This window comes from Chryseobacterium arachidis (assembly GCF_900129245.1).
In the GTDB taxonomy this organism is placed as follows: domain Bacteria; phylum Bacteroidota; class Bacteroidia; order Flavobacteriales; family Weeksellaceae; genus Chryseobacterium; species Chryseobacterium arachidis.
This window is the reverse complement of record NZ_FQUT01000003.1, coordinates 65,577-87,106: the sequence shown is the minus strand read 5'-3', so window position 1 is coordinate 87,106 and position 21,530 is coordinate 65,577. Positions and strand designations below refer to the sequence as shown.

Below are 21,530 nucleotides of genomic sequence, written 5' to 3'. Positions count from 1 at the left end.
GTTTTTTGGAGCAATTTCCCGCTTTCTGCTGTATCTTTTTGGTTAAAACAATTTGGCAATAAAAGCATGATAAAATTTGAATTATACGTTACATTTCTTTTACATTCTGCTATTCATTTCTTTTTCCGTATTTTTGCACGCGAAAATTCATTATTCATTATTAATCATTATTTAGCATGCTTTCGGTTCAAGGTTTAGGATTACATCACTCGGGGAATTATCTTTTTCAAAACGTGAATTTCACGATAAAAAAGGATGATAAAATTGGTTTGGTCGGTAAAAATGGAGCAGGGAAATCCACTCTGTTGAAAATGCTTTCCGGAGAAATCACTTTCTACGAAGGAAACGTAGTTCCTGAAGGAAACATTACCATTGGTTTCTTAAAACAAGACCTTGATTTCGTAAAAGGAAGAACGGTTTGGGCAGAAACGATGCAGGCTTTCGAGCAGATCAACGCCTGGAAAAACGAATTGGAAGAGGTAAACCATCAGATGACGGTAAGAACAGACTACGAAAGTGATTCTTATACAGATTTAATTAATAAAATGACCGAACTCAACGATCTTTTAATGAATCATGATGCCTACAATTTGGAAGGTGACATGGAAAAAGTTTTGTTTGGTCTTGGTTTCAAGGCAGATGATTTCCAAAAAATCACCGATGAATTTTCCGGAGGTTGGAGAATGAGAATCGAGTTGGCGAAATTACTTCTTCAAAAGAACGATATTATGCTTCTCGATGAGCCTACCAACCACTTGGATATGGAATCGATCATGTGGCTGGAAAATTTCCTGAAAGATTATCCTGGCGCAATCGTTCTGGTAAGCCACGATAAGCAGTTCATGACGGCAGTTTGTAACCGTACTTTTGATGTGAATAACAGAAAGGTGGATGATTACAAAGCCAATTATTCCAAATATCTGATCATGCGTGAAGACCGCCGTGAAAAACTGATTCAGGCGAAGAAGAATCAGGATGCGGAAATCAAGCAAATGGAAGATAATATCAATAAGTTCCGTGCCAGTGCTACAAAGGCTTCTTTTGCGCAGTCGCTTATTAAAAAATTAGATAAAATCGAACGTATTGAGGTTGATAATGAAGACGTTTCAAAATTCAACATTCGTTTCGTTCAGTCGCAGGTTCCCGGGAAAGTTATTTTCGAAGCTGAAAATCTCGGAAAATCTTATGGCGAAAAACAAATCTTTGATGATGTAGATTTCATTGTTCAGAGAGGAGACAGAATTGCTCTTCTTGGTCAAAACGGGCAGGGGAAAACAACCTTGGCAAAAATTCTTGCCGGAGACATCAAAGATTATTCAGGTTCTTGGAATTTAGGACATAATGTAAATATCGGTTACTTCGCTCAGAATCAGGAAGAAGTTTTAACACCGAATAAAACGGTTCAGGAAGAAGCGGAAGACGCGGCAACAGAAGAAACAAGACCGAGAGTTCGTGATTTGTTAGGATCTTTCTTGTTCCAGGGTGAAGCGGTAAATAAAAAAACGAAAGTACTTTCCGGAGGGGAGAGAAACCGTTTGGCACTTTGTAAATTGTTGCTACGTCCGTTCAATACGTTGATTATGGACGAACCTACGAATCACCTGGATATTCAGTCTAAGGAAATTATCAAGCTTGCTTTACAGAAATTTGAAGGAACGTTGATCGTAATTTCGCACGATAGAGAATTCTTGCAAGGTCTTTGTGATAAGATTTACGAATTCCGTGACGGTAAAATGAAAGAATTCCTGGGAGACATCAACGAATATCTTGAATTCAGACAAAAAGAATCGATTAGAGAAATTTCTGCTGAAAAAGCAAAACTTCACGGTGAAGAAGCTAAAGTTGAGGTAAAAGCTAAGAAGGAAGAAAAACCGGTAGCCGACAACCAGCAGCCGGCAACCATTGTAAGCAAAGAGCAGAAAAATATTCAGAATAAAATAAAAAAAGTAGAAGAAAGAATTTCCGAGCTTGAAACAAAAGTGGAGGAATTTGAGGCTTCTTTTACCAAAGAAAATCCTTCTGAAGAAACGTTGGAAAAATATAATCAAATTAAAGAGGATCTGGATCTTGCTTTACAGGAGTGGGAACATTTGGGTGCTCAGCTGGACTAATTTTTTTGAATTAAAAAGATAATAGCGAGATATGCTTAGCATGACATTGTGGATAATTTAATGTTATATCATAACAGTTAGTCGATGGTCATGCTGAGCCTGTCGAAGCATTTAAAAATATCAAAACAAAATAATTCTTGTAACCCGTTGTGCATTTTGATTTGTTTTTCGTCGCTTCGAGTAGATTTTTGAAAAAAATCGTATCGAGAAGTTTGTAATTTTGAAGATCAATTTGTTTCGATATATTTTTTCTTAACTTTGTTACGGAAAACACTTGAACTGACGGACTTAATACCAAAATTTTGCAAAATGCACAACGGGTTTCCTGTAAGAAAATCAGAGTTATTACAACATATTCTATAGTTTTATCATAATTTTTAATAAAACTTTAATCTAAAAACTTAAATTATTTTTATAATTTTGACGGATGATTTTTAAGGAAAGCAGAAATCTGAAAAGTTTTATCTCCAAACTATTGTTTGGGATATATTTCCTTGCGATGTTTTCCCAAAATTTTCACAGTCACAGTTCTGAAGAAGTTTTTAAAAATTTCAGTTTCAAAAAATCAGAAAATACCATTGCAAAAAATGTAGTGAAAGAAAAAGCCGGAGACTGTCTGGCATGTCATTTCTTAGCTACCGGACATACTTTAGTTCCTGAAGAGTTTAGCTTTTCCTTTGAAAACTATACACATGAAGTAAAGCAGGTTATTGCTATTCAGGAAAAAATATGGTCTCAGACCAAATTCACCTTTCAGCTTCGGGGACCTCCCGCAATTTCATAATTTATAGATTCTTTCCGGATTTTTAGCTTTAAGTACTTGAGGTATTTTAATTAAACTAACCCTGTTTTTTAACCGTTAAGGAGGACTTAGGAGTTTAGTTTTGTTAAGAAAATCATGTAGATTTTTTAATATCTCTTCAAAGCATAACTAAACTTAAAGACTCTAAAATGCTTAAAATAAAATCTTAATGGGTCAAACTTGAGCGTAGAGGTTATAAGTTAACAAAATCCAATTCAAAATTTTAACGAAATGTATTTTTAAGTAATCATTCTTCATGATGAACGACTTAAAATGTACGCAATCAATCTATTTAACAATGAAATTGATATATAGTTTAATGCTTATCCTATGCGGATTTGCATTTACAAACGCACAGCAGACTTACTCTGTAGAAGGAACTGTTCAGGATTTTCATGACAAAACCATGCTGGAAAATGCAGTCGTGAAACTCGGTGACTTCACTGCAAAAACAGATAAAAAAGGTAAGTTCTCATTCAATAAAATTCCTGCAGGAAAATATCAGCTCATTGCCAAACATCCTCTGTGCGATGATTATACTGAAAATGTGGGAGTCGACAGAGATTTGCATTTAGCCATTACTTTAGAACATCATATCGGTGATATCGAAACGGTTACCATCCACGGAAGCCACAAAACAAAAGGCTCTGTGATCATGAGAACGCTTGATAAAGCTGAAATCGAGAGAAATTCCACGGAAAACCTGGGGAATTTATTATCTAAAATTTCAGGAGTTACTGCTCTGAAAACAGGAAATAATATTACAAAACCTGTTATTCGTGGGTTGTATGGAAGCCGGATTTCTATTGTAAACAACGGGGTAAAAATGGCAGAACAGGAATGGGGAGTAGAGCACGCCCCCAATATTGATGTGAATGATTTTGAACACATTGATGTTATCAAAGGTGCAGCCGCCCTGAAGTACGGAAATGAAGGTGTAGGCGGTGTAGTCGTTTTGGAGCCTGCGATTTTACCAAAGAGAGATACGATTATGGGAAGCCTGAAACTTTCAGGGATTTCCAGTGGAAGAGGTGGTGAAATTGCTGCAAACGTTGCCAAAACCTGGGAAAACCAATGGTTTGTAAAAACGGGCGGAAGCTACAGGAAAACAGGAGATCAGTATGTTCCGCATCACACCCTGCAAAATACGGGAATGGAATTCAATTCTTTCAATTTTGCATTCGGCAAGCATAGTTTTCTTCAGGGATTTGATATTTCATACAGCGGAATCAACCAGGAATTTGGGATTTATAAAGGAGCGCATTTGTCGAGTCCGGAAGATTTTTATAATGCTGTGAATTTCGGTCAGCCTTTTTATCTTGATCAGTTTACCTACGATATAGACAATCCGAAGCAGGAAGTAGAGCATCATATTGCAAAACTTTCGGCTTACAGGAGGTTTGCTGATTTTGGGAAACTGACTTTTCAATACAGTTTTCAGCTAAACCGTAGAAAAGAATTTGATATCAGAAGAGGGGAATTGAGCGAACTGCCTTCAATGGATTTGCGTTTAATTACTCATTCTGCAAGTCTGGTTCATCTTATTGAGCGTACAAACTGGAGTCTCGAAAGCGGTATTTCAGCAGCTTTTCAGGATAATTTTCCCAACCCTGCTACCAAAGCAAGACGTTTGATTCCTGATTATTATCGATATGATGGCGGTACTTTTTCTGTCTTTAAATATCGTTTTAATTCAAAATTCAATGCAGAAGCTGCCGTGAGATATGATTTCAGCAGATATGATGCGTATAAATATTATGATTCTGATAAGTGGAATGATAATTATGCAGATCAGTTTCCGGAATTTTTTGTAAGCGAATCAGGAAGCAGAATTTTAACAAGACCGATTTTAGATTATCATAATTTTTCTGCAAATATGGGCTTAGATTATAAACCAACGCAGAATCTTGAGTTTAAATTGAATGTATCAAGAGCAGACAGAAGTCCGAATGCGGCGGAACTGTTTTCAGACGGACTGCACCATTCTGCAGCGGTAATGGAAGAAGGTAATCTGGGCATTAAAAAAGAAACGGTTTATAATGTTAATCTTTCATTAGCGGGGCATTTTAATATCCTGAGAGGACTTCATATTGAAGCAAGTCCATACCTGATGATTTCAGACAATTTTGTAAATCAGATCCCGACGAGTGTTTTGAATACCAACAGAGGGGTTTTCCCGGTTTGGACTTATCAGCAGATTAAGGCAAGGATTTACGGTTTGGATGCCGATGCCGAATTATCAATTTTGGATAATCTGAAATGGAAATCGGGCTTCAGCATTTTGAGAGGTGACGATCTTTCGAATCATGAGCCGTTGATTTTAATGATGCCGGCAAAACTGAGAAATTCAATCGAGCTGAATCTAAACAAGCCTAAAAATTTCTATGTTACCTTGGAAAACGAGAATACATTTAAACAAAACCGTTTTCCGATAAGAAATTTACCGGTAACATTTATTAAAGACGGAGTAGAAAGAAACGAAGTTGTGGATTTCAGCTCTACGCCTGCTGCGTTCACCTTATTCAATGCTTCGGTAGGAGCAGACTTATATAAAAATCTGAATCTGAATTTCAGAATCAACAACATTTTTAACGTAGAGTATCGCGAATATCTGAACAGACTCAGATATTATATGTACGAACCCGGAAGGAATTTCGTCGTTACTCTTAAATACAATTTCTAATTATTAATTACTTAAAATTTACATTAAAATGAAAAAATTCATCAATATAACATTAGTCCTTTTTGCAGCTCTTTTAGTTTTCTCTTGTAGAAATGATGACGATGCCATTCCTGAAGATGTTCATGAACATGACGAAATCGGGAAAGTCGTTCTGAAGCTTACCAACAAATCAGATGCAACAGATGTACAAACTGTGAATGTAATATCGGGTGTTGCAGACGGTCATTTGCATTTGCATGCAGGTGATACTTATTTGGCAGAATTGGATTTCCAGATTAAGCACAATGATCATTATGATTCATCAGAAGAAATTGAGGAAGAGAAAGATCATCATTTCATAACATACGCTCCGGCAAACGCAGATATCGTTGTATTGAGAGCAGCAAACGATATTGTAAGAACAGATGGCAACAAATTAGGTTTAAGAACTGAATGGACAATCAATTCTACTCAGTCAACAGGAAAAATGAATATTAAACTTATCCACGGGCCAACATCTGTGAACCAGAATTATCCTTCTGCAACGAATCAGTTAGGACAAACTCAGGGAGGGGAAAGTGATGTAGATATTACAGTTGACGCACATTAAAATTAATTTTTTATATCCTTTAATCTTGTTAGCAAAACCACTGAATTTTTTCGGTGGTTTTTTGTTGCCAATTGGCATATTGAACGGATTTAAATAAAAAATAAAAAGAAAAAACCTCCTGAAAAAGGAGGCTTTGGGAACAAGATTTTTATGTTTTTAGAACCATCTGATGATTTAGGGTCTCCAATAAGACCATTTGCTGCCATTGAATACAGCTAAACGTTTTGCTCCGGCTTTGTTCACGTAGACCATCATTCCGGCAGCCGGGCTTGGGATATTTCGTACATCTTCTACGATAGGCAATACCATGGATTTCGTTGTGGATTCTAATACCAATACACCGTTGGCAGTGCTGGACGCTGCACCGATAATTGTTTTCTCTCCGGCTGCTTCAGCAACCTGTGCCACGGTTGGCTGAGTGGATAAAGCTGTTGTCACATCGGCATCCTGACCACTTAGATCTATCCATGCTCCGTTATAATATTTTACACGTGCTTTTGTAGCATCAGTAGCATCAAGAATTAAAGTTCCTTCAGTAGGAGTGGTGGGTAATGTTCTTACATAAGGTAAGATAATTCCTTTATTTTGGTTAGGCGGAAAATCTAATAAAACGGAAGTTTTTACCGTTGCTGTGCCGGTAGTATCTCCTATGGTAATCTGGGCGCTTGATAATGTTGTTATTCCTAAAAAGAACCCTGCTATTATTTTTTTCATTGTTTATTTTGATGTAGTTTTTAATGATAATTAAATTGTAAGTTTGGTCGATGAATTACGGGCAGGCAGGAGTGCTGAAACAGCTCCATGCAGTTCCGTCATAGATTTTCAGACATTTAACAACGGTATCGTATACCATCATTCCTTCCTGAGGAGATACCAATGAAGTGATTTGCGCTGTAGTTAATCTGGAAACAACAAACCCTTTATTATTGGATTCTAAAGCAAGATGTCCCGATTTTCTGCTTGCCGGCCAGCTGCCGTTATTCGGAGTTACCTTTTGCAAAAGAGAAATTCCTACCGTCGTGTTTGTACCGGCTGTTGATGTATTGGCATCATCGTAGCATACACATCTTTGTATAAAATAATCATTGGTTCTGGGGTAATAAGTATCACCTAACACAGGAGTTTCTGTTGAACGGAAATTAGAGGTTGAACCATTCGTTCCCTGCTGTTTAATTTCGAACTTAAACGTTTCATTAGGTTCGTAAACAGTATCATTTACAGAAGCTATATTGATAGCAATCCCGTCTTCATCATTGTTTGGGCTTGCATATCCGGGAGTGACACCACCATCATAATTTCCTGCAGGAATGGTAATCAGGTAAATATTTGTTCCGGTCGTATGAGCTATTGAAGGGGTTCCGTGTGAATTGGTTACAGGTGTTAAAGTGATATCAGCATCAGAAGCTACTGCGGTACCGTTGTTGGGATTGATCAATTCTACAGCTACAGTAGTTGCGTTTCTTACGGCTCCGTTTATTCTTAAAAATAAATTCCCGTTGCTGGATCCCTCACAAGATGATAACGCATTGGAAAACTTAAGATCAATAATTGGATCTAATGTAATTCTTACATCATCCAGTAGATTTCCCAAACCACCACTTCCACCGTCTACAAGTGCTCTGAAACCTACTCTGTAAACTCCGGCTGTTCCGTTAAAAGTATAACTGCCTGAATTGGTAGACCAACCGGTTAAGCTGGAGGGTGTCGTTGTTGTTCTGATGGTTGCAATATTTTGCTCACTCTGATTTTCAATAACCATAGCTGCCTGCTCTTCAGTTCTTGTTCTGGCTCTGTGCTTAAAATCATAACTGATAATATCTCCGCTAACCAGGTACATATTCTGATAAATCATTGAGCTTACATACGAGTTAAGTTCAACAAAATTGGTTCCTTGTGCCGCCTGAACATTGTTAACAGCACCATTTCCCCACACTTCAATAGGGTGACATGCTCCTACAACACCAACGGTACAGGCATTTGCCTGCGCGGGATGTGAGGTATACCAAGGTGAGGATACTGCTAATCCGGCATCGAAAGTAGATCCATAACCGAAATTGGTATCTGTTTGCTGTACAACTCCGTTGGCTACCCCAAATTCTAATCCGGGATTTACAACAACTCTGGTCTGTGCAAATCCTTTTTGGGAAATGTTTAAAAATAAAAATGAAATCACAGATAGTCCCAGGTATTTTTTGCCAAGCGGGAAAGCTGCGATTCGAGTAGAGATTTTCATAGGTATTATTTTTTTAACTTAATTTATAAGGGTAATTCGGAATAGTTTTTAGTTAAACTATTTCTGAATTTTAAAACTGATTGATTTGCAATGTTTTGAAATATTTATGCAGAACATGATAACATATTTCAAAAAAAAATGAATTATTATTCTGAAAATCAAAAAGATATTAAAAATTTAATTTTAGTAAAAAGTAAAAATTCAATACAAATATCAATTTCAGTTGCAAAAATAAATAAAAAATTGACTTTTAATGTTTATTTTGCATTAATTAAGGGAAAATGTGGTATGTGTTTTATTTGATTAATATTTGGTTTATAACAATATAGAACTGAAAAGGGTGATAAGGCAAGCTATCATTATGGAATTGATTTGTTCGCACGGTGCCAGACATAATAATTTCTAAAGTAATTCAATCCCGGTATCAGCGGGTATTCATCAGATTGTTCTTCTTTTAACATTATTTGGCTTTTTAAGTTGATTTTAATTGATATTTTTTCATAAAATTTTTATATTTTTGCAACCTAAAATTTTAATCAATAATGAAGGTTACTGCAAAAAACCATGATGATGTAAGTGCATTGCTTACAGTAACATTGGAAAAATCTGACTATAAGGAAAAAGTTGAGAAACAATTGATTAATTATGCTAAAAATGCACAAGTTCCTGGTTTCAGAAAAGGAAAAGTGCCTTTGAGTATGGTTAGAAAACAATATGAAGCAGGAATTGCTTTTGAAGAGATCAACAAGCAGGTTTCTGATGCTTTGAACGGCTATGTTAATGACAACAAATTAAGATTAGTAGGTCAGCCGGTTCCTCAGCCAGTAAACGAATTCGATTACAATGCTGATCAATTGGAAGTTGCTTTCGAAGTAGGGTACGAGCCGGAATTCTCTATAGACTTGGCTAAATATGAAGCTCCTCATTACAAAGTAGAGGCTTCTGAAAAAGAAATCAACAAAAGTATTGAGAACATGCAGAAGCGTTTCGCGGAGCAGGCTCCTCAAGACAAAATCAATAAAGATTCTTACATCGCTCTAGAAGTTTCTCAGGTTGTTGAGGAAAATGCTGAAGGAGAGCACCACCACCACCCAAAGAATGTTACCATTACAGCTGAAAACAAAGAAGCTTTCAAATTGGTAAAATCTTTGAAAATGGACGGATCTGTAAAAGTGTCTAAAGAAACTCTTGCTGGTGACGAAGAATTGGCTAAAGAATTAGGATTCTCTAAAGAAGAGGTTGAGCACTTACACCACAATGAAGTTGAGGTAAAAGTAAAAGATTTCTATGGTCTTAACTTAGCTGAGCTAAACCAGGAGCTTTTCGATAAAGTGTATGGTGAAGGTAACATCAAGTCTGAAGAAGAATTGAAAGAAAAAGTAAAGTCTGAATTAGACGAATACTTCCAGCAAAATGCTGACGTTCACTTTGTAAATAAAGTATTGGAGCAGGTTTCTGAGAAAGAAGAAGTGAAACTTCCTGAAACTTTCTTGGTAAAATGGTTACAGTTCTCTAACCAGAACATCCAGTCTGAAGAGCAGGCTAAAGAAATCCTTGAAGCTGAGAAAAACCAATTGAAATATCAGATCATCGAAGGAAAATTGATGACTGAGAACAATATCCAGCTAGACTATGCTGATGTTTTGGCTCAGGCTGAACAATTGGTAAGAAATCAGTTGGCGATCTACGGAATCCACCACTTAGGTGACGAGGAAATCCAAAAGTATGCTGTTGAAATGTTGAAAGACCAGGAGCAGGTAAGACAAATTTCTTCTGAAGTTGCAATGACGAAGTTGAAAGACGTAATCCTTGAAAAAGCTACTAAAAAAGAAACTGCAATCTCTCACGACGAGTTTTTGGAAGAACTTAAGAAGTAATTCTTTGTAAAGATATACAGAAAGCCTCCGATTTTTTTCGGAGGTTTTTTTATTTTCTTCCTTCAAAATTTTATTGAAGCAATATTCCTATATTTACACATCTAAACTTATATAATGAAAAAGATCATCATCCCTTTTTTCTGTGCAGTACTTTTTTCTGCTCCGGCAATGGCACAAAAGACTAATGCTGCTACCGCTAAGACAGAAGTTGTAAAATCGAAACTTACACCTAAAGAAGTAATCGACAATTATCTGAAAGCTATTGGAGGAAAAGATAAATTGGAAGCTGTAAAAACTACGCTTACCGAAAATACAATGACTGTTCAGGGAATGGAAATTTCCATGACGACTAAAAAGATGGGGAACAAATTCAAATCTGAACAATCTGTAATGGGGCAGAAAATGGTTCAGTTTTTTGATGGTGAAAAAGGTTACTTTGAACAGGCTGGTCAAAAAATGGATATTCCTGCCGATAAAATTGGCGAACTGAAAAAAAGTAAAGTAATAGATGCTTTAGGGTATGATCCGGCGAGCTTCTCTACCGTAACTGTTGAAAAGGTAGACGGAAAGGATTACAATGTTCTGAATTCTGATAAAGGGAAGCATTATTTTGATGCGGCAACGGGATTATTGTACAAATCTTCTGCAGCAGAAGGCAATGCACTTATAAAAAGCTATATGACCGTTGACGGAATTAAATTTCCTCAGGAAATTGAAGCTGAAGGAAACGGTCAGAAAGTGAATATTAAAACGACAAAAATCACCATCAATTCAGGAGTTACTGAAGCTGATTTTAAATAGCAAGACATTGTATTTAACATAATTAACCGGGCATAAGTCCGGTTTTTTTATGGGCTGATGAAATTAACTATAATTAACGGTATTTAACTTTAAATAATATTTCAATCATTTCTTCGTTCAGTGAATAAGTGATATTTTTACCACGAAAAAAAATTAATAATCAATTTATATGAAAAAAATGTTTTCGTCACTTGCAGTGATCTTTTTGATGTCTGCAAATGGTTTCGCACAGAACATCCCTACAGATCCTTCTGTAAAAATCGGTACTCTTTCCAACGGAATGAAGTACTATATCAAGAAAAACAATTTACCCGAGAAAAAAGTAGATTTCAGATTGGCCATCAATGCGGGATCTATTCTTGAGGATGAAAACCAGAGAGGTCTGGCTCACTTTATGGAGCATATGAACTTCAACGGAACAAAAAATTTCCCGGATAACAAATTGGTAGACTTTCTCCAGTCTATCGGGGTAAAATTCGGACAACACCTTAACGCGTACACCAGTTTTGATGAAACGGTTTACATGCTTCCTGTTCCTCTGGACAAGCCCGGAAATCTGGATGCCGGTCTGAAAGTAATGGAAGACTGGGCGTTCAATGCAACCCTTTCCGACGAGCAGATCAATAAGGAAAGAGGAGTTGTTTTGGAAGAATTAAGATTAGGTTTAGGTGCTGATAAAAGAATGTCAGACAAATATCTTCCGAAATTACTCTACAAATCTCAGTATGCCAACAGGCTTCCGATCGGAAAAAAAGAAGTGTTGGAAAACTTTAAGCCAGATGTAATCAGACAATTCCATAAAGACTGGTACAGACCGGATCTGATGGCAATTGTTGTTGTTGGGGATATTAATGTAGATGAGGTTGAAAAGAAAATCAAGGATAACTTCAGTAAATACAAAAATCCTTCAAAACCGAGAGAAAGAAAGACTTTTGATCTTCCGAACCACCAAGAAACTTTAGTAGCGATTGAAACAGATCCGGATGCAACAAGCTCTATGGTTCAGTTCATTATGAAAGATTCAGAAGCTTATCAGCCGGATGTTACTGTTCAGCAGTATAACCAGAGTATTTTAGAGAATATTACTTCTACTATGCTGAACAACAGATTGAGAGAATTAATTAATTCAAACAATCCCCCTTTCACTTACGGTTCGGTATATCACGGAGGAACGTACGCAAGAAGCAAAGAAGGTTTCCAGGGATTTGCAATGGTAAAAGACGGAAATCAGATCAACGCTTTGAAAGTTCTTTTGGAAGAAACAGAAAGAGCAAAAAGATTTGGCTTTACCCAGACAGAACTAGACAGAGCGAAAGCTCAGGTTTTGTCTAATATTGAAAGAACATACAATAACCGGGATAAAACGGAAAGTGATGTATTGGTAGACGAATATGTAAGAAATTTCCTGGAAAAAGAACCGATGCCGGGAATTGTCTGGGAATATGAAGATACTAAAAACTTCTTGCCTACAGTAACATTAGCTCAGACTAACGAAACCATTAAAAAGTTTGTAAAAGATGACAGCAGAGTAGTGGTAATTACAGGTCCCAAAAAAGATAACGTTCAGATGCCTACGGAAGCTATGGTACTGAATACTTTTGAAGGTGTAAAGATGGCTGACCTTAAGCCTTATCAGGAAAAAGCGACAATTAAGAATCTGGTAAAGCCTTTCAAATCTGAAGGCAGCATTGCCAAAACAGAAACGGATGCAAAATTAGGAACCACAACCTGGACATTGAGCAACGGGGCAAAAGTAACTTTCAAAAAAACCGACTTTAAAGATGATGAAATTGTTTTCTCAGCAAGAAGTATGGGAGGAAGCTCTTTGATTAACGATGCTGATTTTAATAAAACGCAGTTTGCTTTCGCAGCATTATCTGAAGCGGGTGTAAATGGTTTGTCTAAAGCGGATCTCACCAATTATCTTGCAGGAAAACAGGTAAGTGTAAATCCTTCGGTAGGTCCTTATTTTGAAGGAGTATCGGGAAGAACCACTCAAAAAGATCTGGGAACATCTATGGAGTTGATGTATGCTTATTTTACAGGGTTAAATTACAATCCGGATGCATTCAATGCTTATAAAACGAAGCAGTCGGCAATGTTGGATAATTTACTTTCCAATCCGCAGTTTTATTTCTCCAGCGAACACGCGAAATTTATGAACCAGAAAAATCCGAGATTCATCGGAATTATCCCGACGGAGAAAGAATGGGCACAAACGGATTATAAAAAAGCGTATGATATTTATAAGGAAAAATTTGCCAATGCAGGAAACTTCCAGTTTTACTTTGTAGGAAATATTGATGAAGCTACTTTTAAAAATGAGGTGATTCAATATATTGCAAGCTTACCTTCTACAGGAAAATCTACCAGCTATAAAGATACGGGCTACAGACAGCTTACGGGAGATTATTCTAAAGTTTACAAAAAAGGAAAAGACCCGAAAAGTATGGTAACGATTGCCTACAGCGGAGAAACTCCTTACAATGAAAAAGAAGCATTGGCATTGGAAGCTTTGGGTGAAGTAGCGACAATTAAAGTTATTGAAAAATTAAGAGAAGACGAAAGCGGAATCTACGGTGGTGGAGCAAGAGGCGGTATGAATAAAGCGCCTTACAGCGCATACAACTTCAGCATCAACTTCCCTTGCGGACCGGAAAATGCAGAAAAGCTTACCAAAAGTGCGCTTGCAGAACTTCAGAAGTTAATTGACAAAGGACCTGAACAAAAAGACCTTGACAAGTACAAAGAAGGAGAAATAAACGATTACAATACTCAGATTAAAGACAATATGTTCTGGATGAGTAATCTTACGAAAAACCAATTCGACGGAACAGACAAGTACGAAATCTTAAATTATAAAGAAAAAGTACAGGCACTGACTGTAAAAGATCTTCACGATGTAGCGAAGAAATACCTGACAAAAGGAAAAATCGTAGCGAAACTGATGCCTGAAGACGGTTGGGAAAATGCTAAAAAAGAGGACGTAAAAGTAGATGGAGCAGCTGTGATAAAAGCAGGAGCAGTAAACTAATTTAGTTTTCATTCAAATAAAAACCCGTCCCGTAAATTTTACGGGACGGGTTTGTTTTATAGAATAAGAAGTAAAATTCTCGTACTCTCAAACATTCAAAATCTCTCCAACATATTAAGCGCCATACTCTTTCTTCCATTCGTCAGCTACATCGCTCAGAACATCGTAGAATTCCTCACCATACTTTCTGATCAGCGGGGTTTTTAGGAATTTATAAACAGGAACCTGCAGTTCTTTTCCTAAAGTACAGGCATCACTGCAAACGCTCCATTCATGGTAATTCAATGCTTTAAAAGTAGAATATTCCGTTACACGGATCGGGTAGAGATGGCAGGAAATAGGTTTTTGCCAGTCTACAGCACCATCTTCATAAGCTTTTTCGATTCCGCATTTTGTAATCCCTTTTTCATCAAAAGTTACGTAGGCACATTCACGGTCTTCCACCATCGGAGTTACGTACATTCCGTCCATAGGGTCGGTTGTCCATGTTCCCTGTTCTTCCAGTGCTTTTACGCCTTCCGGAGTAAGGTAAGGTTTAATTTTATCAAAAATGGTATCTAAAATTTCCAGTTCGTCTTTATCCAAAGGGGCACCTACGTCTCCTTCCACACAACATGCACCTTTACATTTCGAAAGGTTGCATACAAACTCTTCAGAAAAAATATCTTCGGAGATCAATTTATCGTCTATCTGAATCATAATCTTTTAAAATAAATCAAAATAAGTTCCGGCTTTAAAACCGATTAAACTAAAAATAATCAACCATAAGCTTACTTCCTGCATCCAGTATTTAGGGAGAAACTTCAACATTCTGCTGATGATAATGGTTGAAGGGAAAGCAAGAAGAAGCAGGTATTCATAACTTTTATTCATGTAAAGAATAATAGTAACCAGCTGTGCCACCGAAAAAACGAGTAGAAAAGTATATTTGTACCGGCTTATTGGGCTTTTTTTATTGTAATTTCTAAAATGGTCGTACACGGCATAGATCAGCATCAGTACGACAGGAATTAAAGGAATTAATTCTGTATAATCCGTAATCGGCTTCATTTTTCCAAACGGAAAGTAATCGATATTCCAGCTTGTGAAATTCACAAAGAACATGACCGAAAAATAACTCAGCACGATTAAAATAATTCCCAGCAGGAACCTGAAAATATTCAGTCCTATTCTTTCCGAGGTGGCAATCACGTGAATGATCACAAAAACGGCCATGGGCCATGTGGTCGGAAGGAAAATGAAGTTCAGCGCTACGATGGCTCCTACCAGAACGTAAGATTTCTTTCTCAGATCTTCATTGGTACTTGTTAAAAGTAATAAAAGAAATGAATTGGTTAACAGTGAAACGGCAATTCCGATATCTAAGTGCCCGGGATATAATCCGAAAACAAAAAATGTATATAAAAATAAGGGCAGATGCGTCTGATAATTAAGCGCGATGCTGTGAAAACAAAAATACCCTAAAGCGATCCCAAGAAAAGTAATTCCTGCAATAATTGCTTCGTATGTGTTGAAATTCAGTATGTTAAATATTATTACTACTAAAAGAAGAAAACCAATATACACAGGGATTGAAAAAATATTGCTTTCTTTTGAAAGTAATTTAAACATTTTTTATAAATTTGTACAAAGTTAATTTAAAAAAGGAAAATAATGACGTCTTTCTTTCTATTCTTAAGCAAAGTTTTCAAAGCAAGTTTTGGTTTTTTTGATACTTTCGGTAATGTTTTAAACTGGATTTTGTTTCTTGTTTGCTGTGTATTGTTCACTTACTGGTGTTACGTATTAGTTGTTACACTAGGTGGCGATAAAGATAAAGACTACTATTCTCCAACGGAAGGTAAGCATCCTTACTATGATCCGAACATCTACAAAAAAGAAGGTTAATTAATTGGTTATATAGTAAAAAGCCGATCAAATTTTATTTGGTCGGCTTTTTTATGTAACGATTAAAATTTAACTCTTTAGATTAATCATGAATCGGAAGCACCAAAACCGGAACACTTGAATCCTTGGTAATCCCTTTCGTGAGGCTTCCTACAAAAACATCGTAAATTCCACTTCTTCCATGCGACCCCATCACGATGAAGTCCGCATTTTTTTCTTTAGAATATTCTAAGATAATATCTTTGGCTATCCCTTGCTTTAAAAGATGTTCACAATCGATGTCGTGTGCCAGAATCCTTTGCTGAATTTTATTCAGCTGAACCAATTCCTCTCGGATCTCATTCTCTTCAACTTCCGGAAAATATTGAAATCCCATGTCGCCAATCGCAAAACCGATATCCGAAGGTGCCACATGAATGATATAAATTCTGCCGTTTACCTGTTTAGCAAATTTTACAGCTCCTTCCAAAAGCTGTTCTGTTTTGTCCCCAAAATCTACGGGTAATACAATATTTACCATAACCTTTAATTTTGTTTACTAAAGATAGGAAAATTATGCCAAAAGTTATGTTAAATTACTTATAATATTCGGATGTCTAAAACTTTTTCATTCTCCAGGTAAGCTTCCAGAATATCATTTTCCTCAACCTTTCCAACCCCTTTTGGAGTTCCCGTGAAAATTAAGTCTCCCACTCTCAATGTAAAATATTGTGAAACGAAAGCGATAATATCCTCAATGGTAAAGATCATATCTTTCGTATTACCATCCTGCAATTTATCTTTATTTTTCAATAAGGAAAAGTTCATCGATTCAAGATTATAATTCTCTTTTTTGAAGAAATTTCCGACTACAGCAGAACCGTCAAATCCTTTCGCCAATTCCCACGGAAGGCCTTTGGATTTAAGCTCACTTTGAAGGTCTCTGGCTGTAAAATCGATTCCCAGACCAATTTCTTCATAATGTTTGTGGGCAGTTTCTTTCTGGATGTATTTGCCTCCTTTTGAAATTTTCACCACTACTTCCAGTTCATAATGAACATCATTGGAAAATTCAGGAATATAGAAATCATTTCCCTTCAAAACTGCGGTGTCCGGCTTCATGAAGATCACCGGTTTTTCAGGAATTTCGTTTCCCAATTCTTTTGCGTGTTCGCTGTAATTTCTTCCTATGCAGATAATTTTCATAATTCTTTTATTGGTCATTGTAAGAAGAGAATTGATTCAGCAGTCTCATCCCACATTTATTTTTAATTTATTTTTCAGGAGCTGTTTCCCGCTTTCCACTGTATCTTTTTGGTTACGGCTTCCACTCCGTTCCAGCCGCAACCAAAAAGGATGTCGTTTCAATCGGGGCTAGGGTTGTAGTCTATCATTTAAATATCAGAAATTATCTACAAAATTTGTCATTCCATAGGAATCTCGACGTATTATCAATAATAAACTTCCATCTCCTAATTTTCGTTTTTATAAGGCCTCAATGCATAAACTCATTTCCGCAATAATAGCAGACAAACTTATGGCTTTTCAAAATCGAAACACCGAAAAAGCTTGTGGCGCTGTCGTCTCTGTAGATGTGATTCGAACCACATTTAGGGCATACAAAATCAAAATCAGGGTTTTCAATCGTATGTTCCACTTCCAAAGAAAACTCTTCATGTTCTTTGTAATCCTGCAATGCCTGATTTGCTTTTTCCATATCTTCCTCAAAAACCTGCAGCTGGATTCCACCCACCGCCTGAGAAAGCAGCCAATCTGACTGAATCAGCTGTTCGTTCGCAATAAAGCTGTTAATGCCACTTTCAGCCAAGATCTGTTTGTCCCTGTTGGCCTGAAGAGCCGTTTCGTAAAACTTGAAGGTAACCAGCTCGCTCATTATTTTAAAATTTACTGGATAACTGAATTTTTGTAAATACTTTCTTAGTGTACAAAGGAAAATCGGCATTCTGAAGCCAACCGTAATAGCCGAGATCCTTCTGGAAAACATCTTTTACCTTCTGACCTTTATATTTTCCGAAGGCAAAAATTTCTTTCCCATTTTCATCATAATGAATCATTCCTGCTAAATCTGCAAATTTGTTCTGAGTGGAAAATGTGCTAAGTTCTGCAATTTCATTCGGAACATCCTCGTATTTTCCCACCTGCGCATCCAAAACTTCAAAAGTAGCCATCACATCAGCTTCTGCAGAATGTGCATTTTCCAGCGTTTTATTGCAGTAGAACTGATAAGCTGCACCTAAGTTTCTTGGTTCTTTTTTGAAAAAAATGGTCTGTGCGTCTACCAGTTTGAATTTGCTTAAGTCGAAATCAAAATCGGCGCGAAGCAATTCTTCGGCTAACAAAGGAACGTCAAATCTGTTTGAATTAAAGCCTCCCAGATCCGAGCCTGTAATCATTTCAACTATTTTCGGAGCAATCTCTCTGAAAGTCGGAGCATCTTTTACATCTTCATCATAAATTCCGTGGATTTCGCTGCATTCTTTAGGAATTGGCATTTCGGGATTTACTTTCCATGTTTTGCTTTCTCTTGAAGAATCAGGATTCACTTTTAAAATACAGATTTCAACAATTCGGTCTTTGCCGATATTGGTTCCTGTAGTTTCTAAGTCAAAGATGCAAAGTGGTTTATGTAATTTTAAATTCATTTCTAATAATTTGAAAAATATGTTAATTTGAAAATCTTCTGACAACTAAAGCTGCTTCTGAAATATAAGCGATACTAATATATAATAAATAACCAGCATCGGAATTCCCACAATCTGAAAAATCGCCAAAATTGCAATTCCTCCTCCCAAAAGGATAATTTTAGAATAATTATCTTGAATTCTTTTTGACTTGAATTTCATCGCCATCATTTTAATGGAGCTTACTAAAAGCCATGAAGTGATAAGAGTGAGGACAATTAATAATAATTCATTCTCAAATAGAAAACTGAAAGTATTGGTCTCTTTAAAAGCGTAGTATAATCCGAATAAAAGAACCGTATTGGTTGGGGTGTTGAGTCCTTTGAAATAATACCTCTGCTCTTCATCAAGATTGAAAATAGCCAGTCTCAGACACGAAAAAACAGTGACCAGAAGTCCTATATATTTGAGGTCAAAGAATAAATGCATTCCTAAAATTTCACTTCCAAATGGCTCGAACGCTTTAAACATTGTAAATCCCGGGATCACTCCAAAGCTTACCATGTCCGCCAAAGAATCCAGCTGAAGCCCGAGATTTGAGTTGGATTTTACAGCTCTTGCTACGAATCCGTCAAAAAAATCGAAAATACAGGAAAGTATAAGGCATACGCCTGTTGTCTGATAATCGCCCAAAATAAGATGAATAGCTCCTACACAGCCTGCAAAAAGGTTTCCCAGAGTCAGTGCATTGGCAAGATTATTTTTAATAAAATTCATAGCTGCAAAATTAAAATAATATATCAATATATCCATTCAACGGAGTTCCAATTATTGCTGTACTATTTATATTGTTGTTAGGTAATGTTAAATTTAATTTGAATTTGATGTAAATTTGCGTCATGAAATTGTTTAAGGAGTTTAGAAAACAGGAAGTTCTGGTACTTTTGTACAGAATTTTTTTAGCATATTTTTTCTATCAGATTGCCAGATTTTTGTTTTGGTATTTTAATAAAGGACTGATAAAAATAGATTCAGTATCAGATTATCTCAGTCTTTCCTATCACGGCATTGCGTTTGATACAACGGCGATTTTGTACATTAATGCCTTATTTATCTTTTTAAGCATTATCCCGATTGTTGTCAATACGAAAAAAATATATCAGAAAATATTGTTCTGGCTTTATTTTATTACCAACGGAATTACTTACGCTATGAATTTCGGGGATTTTGTATATTTCAAGTTTTCCCAAACCCGACTCACATCGGCTGCATTTCAGGTTGCTCAGCATGAGTCTAATATTTTCAAGGTTTTTACAGCGTCAATCATTCAGAATCCTTATGTTCTACTCTGGTTTGTGGTATTAATGTGGCTTTGGGTAATTCTTTATAAAAAGATTAAAGTTCAGGAAAAAAAGCCTCAGAAACTGGTTCCTTATTTCATCTGGTCGATCCTTATACTTTGTGTAACGGCAGTTTTGGCGGTGGGCGGAATTCGTGGAGATTTCAAACACAGTACAAGGCCGATTAACCTGGTAGATGCCAACCGCTTTGTGAAAATTCCTTCACAAGGAAATATCGTATTGAACAGTACTTTTTCGTTTTTCAGAACACTGGGTACAAATAATTTCAAAGAAGTTCATTTTGTGGATGAAAAATTCATTGATGAAAATATCCAACCTTATAAAATGTATGACAGAAAAGTTACAGGTAAACCCAATATTGTCATTTTCATTGTAGAATCATTTGGAAGAGAATATTCCGGAGCGTTTAATAAGGACAAAAATATTAAGGATTATGTTTCTTATACACCTTTTATTGATAGTCTGGCAGGGCAAAGTTTAATCTTTCCCAATACTTTTGCGAACGGAAGGCAATCTATCCATGGGATGAGCTCTGTGTTGGCAGGAATTCCGAGTCTGACGGATGCTTTTACAAGTTCGCCTTACTCCAATCAGAAAATTCAGTCGATTGTATCGGTCTGTAACGAAATGGGATATGATACTTCTTTTTATCATGGAGCACCCAACGGTTCGATGGGGTTTTTAGGTTTTGGAAATATTTTAGGTTTTAAACATTATTTCGGAAAAACAGAATACAACAATGACAGTGATTTCGACGGGATGTGGGCCATCTGGGACGAGCCATTCCTGCAGTATTTTGCTAAAAATGTAGGTAAAAATCAGCCTTTTATGACAACGGTGTTCACGGCTTCTTCTCATCATCCGTTTAAAATACCTGAAAAATATAACGGGAAATTCAAAAAAGGAAAAAATCAGATGCATGAACCGATTCAATATACGGATTATGCCATTAAGCAATATTTTGAAACTGCAAAAAAACAACCTTGGTTTAAGAATACCATTTTTGTGTTTACGGGAGATCACACCAACGAAATCTATTATCCGGAATACGAGAAAGTGATGAATCGTTTTGCAGTGCCCTTAATTTTTTATTCTCCAAATCCTGAATACAGTTTAAAAGGTATCAGTCAGGAATTCGCACAGCAGATTGATATTTACCCCACTTTGGCAGATTTAATCGGTTATCATAAAAAAATAAGAAGCTGGGGGAGAAGCTTGGTTAGTGAAAAACATTACTCTCCGATTATTGCCAATTCAGATGGTACGGTTGAGCAGTTTATCATCGGAAATTATATTTACCGTTTTGATGGAAAAGAAGTGGTTGGCATTTTTGATAAAACAGATTTAGGATTAGAAAAAAATCTGCTGGATCAGCTTAAAAGAAATCCTGAAACCGAAAAAGGAAAACAGATTGCAAAAGCGTGGTATCAGGATTATATGAACAGGGTAGTCAACAGAAAGCTTTATTGATTCAAAAAAATAAGTAACTTAATAATTTTACAGTTTCATTTTTGGCATCCGTCTTGTAATG

General features: G+C 36.4%; 18 protein-coding genes. 9 read left to right on the top strand and 9 right to left on the bottom strand.

What is annotated here, in order from left to right:
* Nucleotides 1–176: 176 nt before the first annotated feature.
* The 4 genes from BUA89_RS06700 to BUA89_RS06680 all read left to right on the top strand — a co-directional run bounded on the left by BUA89_RS06700 (nt 177) and on the right by BUA89_RS06680 (nt 6,185).
* Nucleotides 177–2,111: an ABC-F family ATP-binding cassette domain-containing protein gene (locus BUA89_RS06700; protein ID WP_072954603.1), complete on the top strand. Its 1,935-nt coding sequence runs from the start codon at nt 177–179 to the stop codon at nt 2,109–2,111.
* A gap of 427 nt (nt 2,112–2,538) precedes the next feature.
* Nucleotides 2,539–2,895, top strand: a complete 357-nt coding sequence (locus tag BUA89_RS06690) for a hypothetical protein (RefSeq protein ID WP_072954594.1) — start codon at nt 2,539–2,541, stop codon at nt 2,893–2,895.
* Between the two features lie 316 nt (nt 2,896–3,211).
* Nucleotides 3,212–5,596 carry a TonB-dependent receptor gene (locus BUA89_RS06685; RefSeq protein ID WP_072955759.1) on the top strand — a complete coding sequence of 795 codons (2,385 nt, stop codon included), beginning with the start codon at nt 3,212–3,214 and terminating at the stop codon, nt 5,594–5,596.
* 28 nt (nt 5,597–5,624) lie between these two features.
* A complete protein-coding gene (locus BUA89_RS06680) occupies nt 5,625–6,185 on the top strand; it encodes a hypothetical protein (protein WP_072954590.1) in 561 nt (186 codons plus the stop codon).
* Between the two features lie 174 nt (nt 6,186–6,359).
* Here the strand turns inward: BUA89_RS06680 and BUA89_RS06675 are convergent, their stop codons facing one another.
* Together BUA89_RS06675 and BUA89_RS06670 are read right to left on the bottom strand one after the other, a co-directional pair.
* Nucleotides 6,360–6,899 carry a hypothetical protein gene (locus tag BUA89_RS06675; protein WP_072954586.1) on the bottom strand — a complete coding sequence of 180 codons (540 nt, stop codon included), beginning with the start codon at nt 6,897–6,899 and terminating at the stop codon, nt 6,360–6,362.
* 55 nt (nt 6,900–6,954) lie between these two features.
* Nucleotides 6,955–8,418, bottom strand: coding sequence for a hypothetical protein (locus tag BUA89_RS06670; RefSeq protein ID WP_072954583.1), 1,464 nt, complete (start codon nt 8,416–8,418; stop codon nt 6,955–6,957).
* A 542-nt stretch (nt 8,419–8,960) separates the two neighbouring features.
* On the opposite strand from BUA89_RS06670, the gene BUA89_RS06665 reads away from it, so the two are divergent.
* The 3 genes from BUA89_RS06665 (at nt 8,961) to BUA89_RS06655 (ending at nt 14,130) form a co-directional block, all read left to right on the top strand.
* Nucleotides 8,961–10,295 carry a trigger factor gene (locus BUA89_RS06665; protein WP_072954580.1) on the top strand — a complete coding sequence of 445 codons (1,335 nt, stop codon included), beginning with the start codon at nt 8,961–8,963 and terminating at the stop codon, nt 10,293–10,295.
* A gap of 114 nt (nt 10,296–10,409) precedes the next feature.
* Entirely contained in the window at nt 10,410–11,096 is a 687-nt protein-coding gene (locus BUA89_RS06660) for a hypothetical protein (RefSeq protein WP_072954577.1), read from the top strand.
* Nucleotides 11,097–11,265: 169 nt separating this feature from the next.
* Nucleotides 11,266–14,130, top strand: coding sequence for a M16 family metallopeptidase (locus tag BUA89_RS06655; protein ID WP_072954573.1), 2,865 nt, complete (start codon nt 11,266–11,268; stop codon nt 14,128–14,130).
* A gap of 114 nt (nt 14,131–14,244) precedes the next feature.
* Here BUA89_RS06655 and BUA89_RS06650 read toward each other — a convergent pair whose 3' ends face one another.
* Nucleotides 14,245–14,829: a DUF3109 family protein gene (locus BUA89_RS06650; protein ID WP_072954570.1), complete on the bottom strand. Its 585-nt coding sequence runs from the start codon at nt 14,827–14,829 to the stop codon at nt 14,245–14,247.
* Between the two features lie 6 nt (nt 14,830–14,835).
* Entirely contained in the window at nt 14,836–15,741 is a 906-nt protein-coding gene (locus tag BUA89_RS06645; protein WP_072954567.1) for a DUF6427 family protein, read from the bottom strand.
* 42 nt (nt 15,742–15,783) lie between these two features.
* Between BUA89_RS06645 and BUA89_RS06640 the strand changes: the two genes are divergently transcribed.
* Nucleotides 15,784–16,017 (top strand): DUF6341 family protein, encoded by a 234-nt coding sequence (locus BUA89_RS06640; protein ID WP_072954560.1) that lies wholly within the window; start codon nt 15,784–15,786, stop codon nt 16,015–16,017.
* A gap of 82 nt (nt 16,018–16,099) precedes the next feature.
* On the opposite strand, the gene BUA89_RS06635 is transcribed toward BUA89_RS06640, so the two are convergent.
* From BUA89_RS06635 to BUA89_RS06615, 5 genes are all read right to left on the bottom strand, one after another.
* Complete coding sequence (locus BUA89_RS06635; protein WP_072954556.1) at nt 16,100–16,537, bottom strand: universal stress protein; 438 nt, start codon at nt 16,535–16,537, stop codon at nt 16,100–16,102.
* A gap of 59 nt (nt 16,538–16,596) precedes the next feature.
* Nucleotides 16,597–17,202: a fumarylacetoacetate hydrolase family protein gene (locus BUA89_RS06630; RefSeq protein ID WP_072955757.1), complete on the bottom strand. Its 606-nt coding sequence runs from the start codon at nt 17,200–17,202 to the stop codon at nt 16,597–16,599.
* Between the two features lie 289 nt (nt 17,203–17,491).
* A complete protein-coding gene (locus BUA89_RS06625) occupies nt 17,492–17,890 on the bottom strand; it encodes a putative signal transducing protein (protein WP_072954552.1) in 399 nt (132 codons plus the stop codon).
* Between the two features lie 4 nt (nt 17,891–17,894).
* Nucleotides 17,895–18,659 (bottom strand): 3'-5' exonuclease, encoded by a 765-nt coding sequence (locus tag BUA89_RS06620; RefSeq protein WP_072954548.1) that lies wholly within the window; start codon nt 18,657–18,659, stop codon nt 17,895–17,897.
* Between the two features lie 45 nt (nt 18,660–18,704).
* Nucleotides 18,705–19,415, bottom strand: a complete 711-nt coding sequence (locus BUA89_RS06615) for a CDP-alcohol phosphatidyltransferase family protein (RefSeq protein WP_072954544.1) — start codon at nt 19,413–19,415, stop codon at nt 18,705–18,707.
* A gap of 122 nt (nt 19,416–19,537) precedes the next feature.
* On the opposite strand from BUA89_RS06615, the gene BUA89_RS06610 reads away from it, so the two are divergent.
* Nucleotides 19,538–21,469 (top strand): LTA synthase family protein, encoded by a 1,932-nt coding sequence (locus tag BUA89_RS06610; protein ID WP_072954540.1) that lies wholly within the window; start codon nt 19,538–19,540, stop codon nt 21,467–21,469.
* Nucleotides 21,470–21,530: the final 61 nt, after the last annotated feature.

Excerpts from the sequence above, each read along its gene's own strand:
- BUA89_RS06700 (WP_072954603.1), top strand. The coding sequence starts at position 177 with ATGCTTTCGGTTCAAGGTTTAGGATTACATCACTCGGGGAATTATCTT.
- BUA89_RS06690 (WP_072954594.1), top strand. The coding sequence starts at position 2,539 with ATGATTTTTAAGGAAAGCAGAAATCTGAAAAGTTTTATCTCCAAACTA.
- BUA89_RS06685 (WP_072955759.1), top strand. The coding sequence starts at position 3,212 with ATGAAATTGATATATAGTTTAATGCTTATCCTATGCGGATTTGCATTT.
- BUA89_RS06680 (WP_072954590.1), top strand. The coding sequence starts at position 5,625 with ATGAAAAAATTCATCAATATAACATTAGTCCTTTTTGCAGCTCTTTTA.
- BUA89_RS06675 (WP_072954586.1), bottom strand. The coding sequence starts at position 6,899 with ATGAAAAAAATAATAGCAGGGTTCTTTTTAGGAATAACAACATTATCA.
- BUA89_RS06670 (WP_072954583.1), bottom strand. The coding sequence starts at position 8,418 with ATGAAAATCTCTACTCGAATCGCAGCTTTCCCGCTTGGCAAAAAATAC.
- BUA89_RS06665 (WP_072954580.1), top strand. The coding sequence starts at position 8,961 with ATGAAGGTTACTGCAAAAAACCATGATGATGTAAGTGCATTGCTTACA.
- BUA89_RS06660 (WP_072954577.1), top strand. The coding sequence starts at position 10,410 with ATGAAAAAGATCATCATCCCTTTTTTCTGTGCAGTACTTTTTTCTGCT.
- BUA89_RS06655 (WP_072954573.1), top strand. The coding sequence starts at position 11,266 with ATGAAAAAAATGTTTTCGTCACTTGCAGTGATCTTTTTGATGTCTGCA.
- BUA89_RS06650 (WP_072954570.1), bottom strand. The coding sequence starts at position 14,829 with ATGATTCAGATAGACGATAAATTGATCTCCGAAGATATTTTTTCTGAA.
- BUA89_RS06645 (WP_072954567.1), bottom strand. The coding sequence starts at position 15,741 with ATGTTTAAATTACTTTCAAAAGAAAGCAATATTTTTTCAATCCCTGTG.
- BUA89_RS06640 (WP_072954560.1), top strand. The coding sequence starts at position 15,784 with ATGACGTCTTTCTTTCTATTCTTAAGCAAAGTTTTCAAAGCAAGTTTT.
- BUA89_RS06635 (WP_072954556.1), bottom strand. The coding sequence starts at position 16,537 with ATGGTAAATATTGTATTACCCGTAGATTTTGGGGACAAAACAGAACAG.
- BUA89_RS06630 (WP_072955757.1), bottom strand. The coding sequence starts at position 17,202 with ATGAAAATTATCTGCATAGGAAGAAATTACAGCGAACACGCAAAAGAA.
- BUA89_RS06625 (WP_072954552.1), bottom strand. The coding sequence starts at position 17,890 with ATGAGCGAGCTGGTTACCTTCAAGTTTTACGAAACGGCTCTTCAGGCC.
- BUA89_RS06620 (WP_072954548.1), bottom strand. The coding sequence starts at position 18,659 with ATGAATTTAAAATTACATAAACCACTTTGCATCTTTGACTTAGAAACT.
- BUA89_RS06615 (WP_072954544.1), bottom strand. The coding sequence starts at position 19,415 with ATGAATTTTATTAAAAATAATCTTGCCAATGCACTGACTCTGGGAAAC.
- BUA89_RS06610 (WP_072954540.1), top strand. The coding sequence starts at position 19,538 with ATGAAATTGTTTAAGGAGTTTAGAAAACAGGAAGTTCTGGTACTTTTG.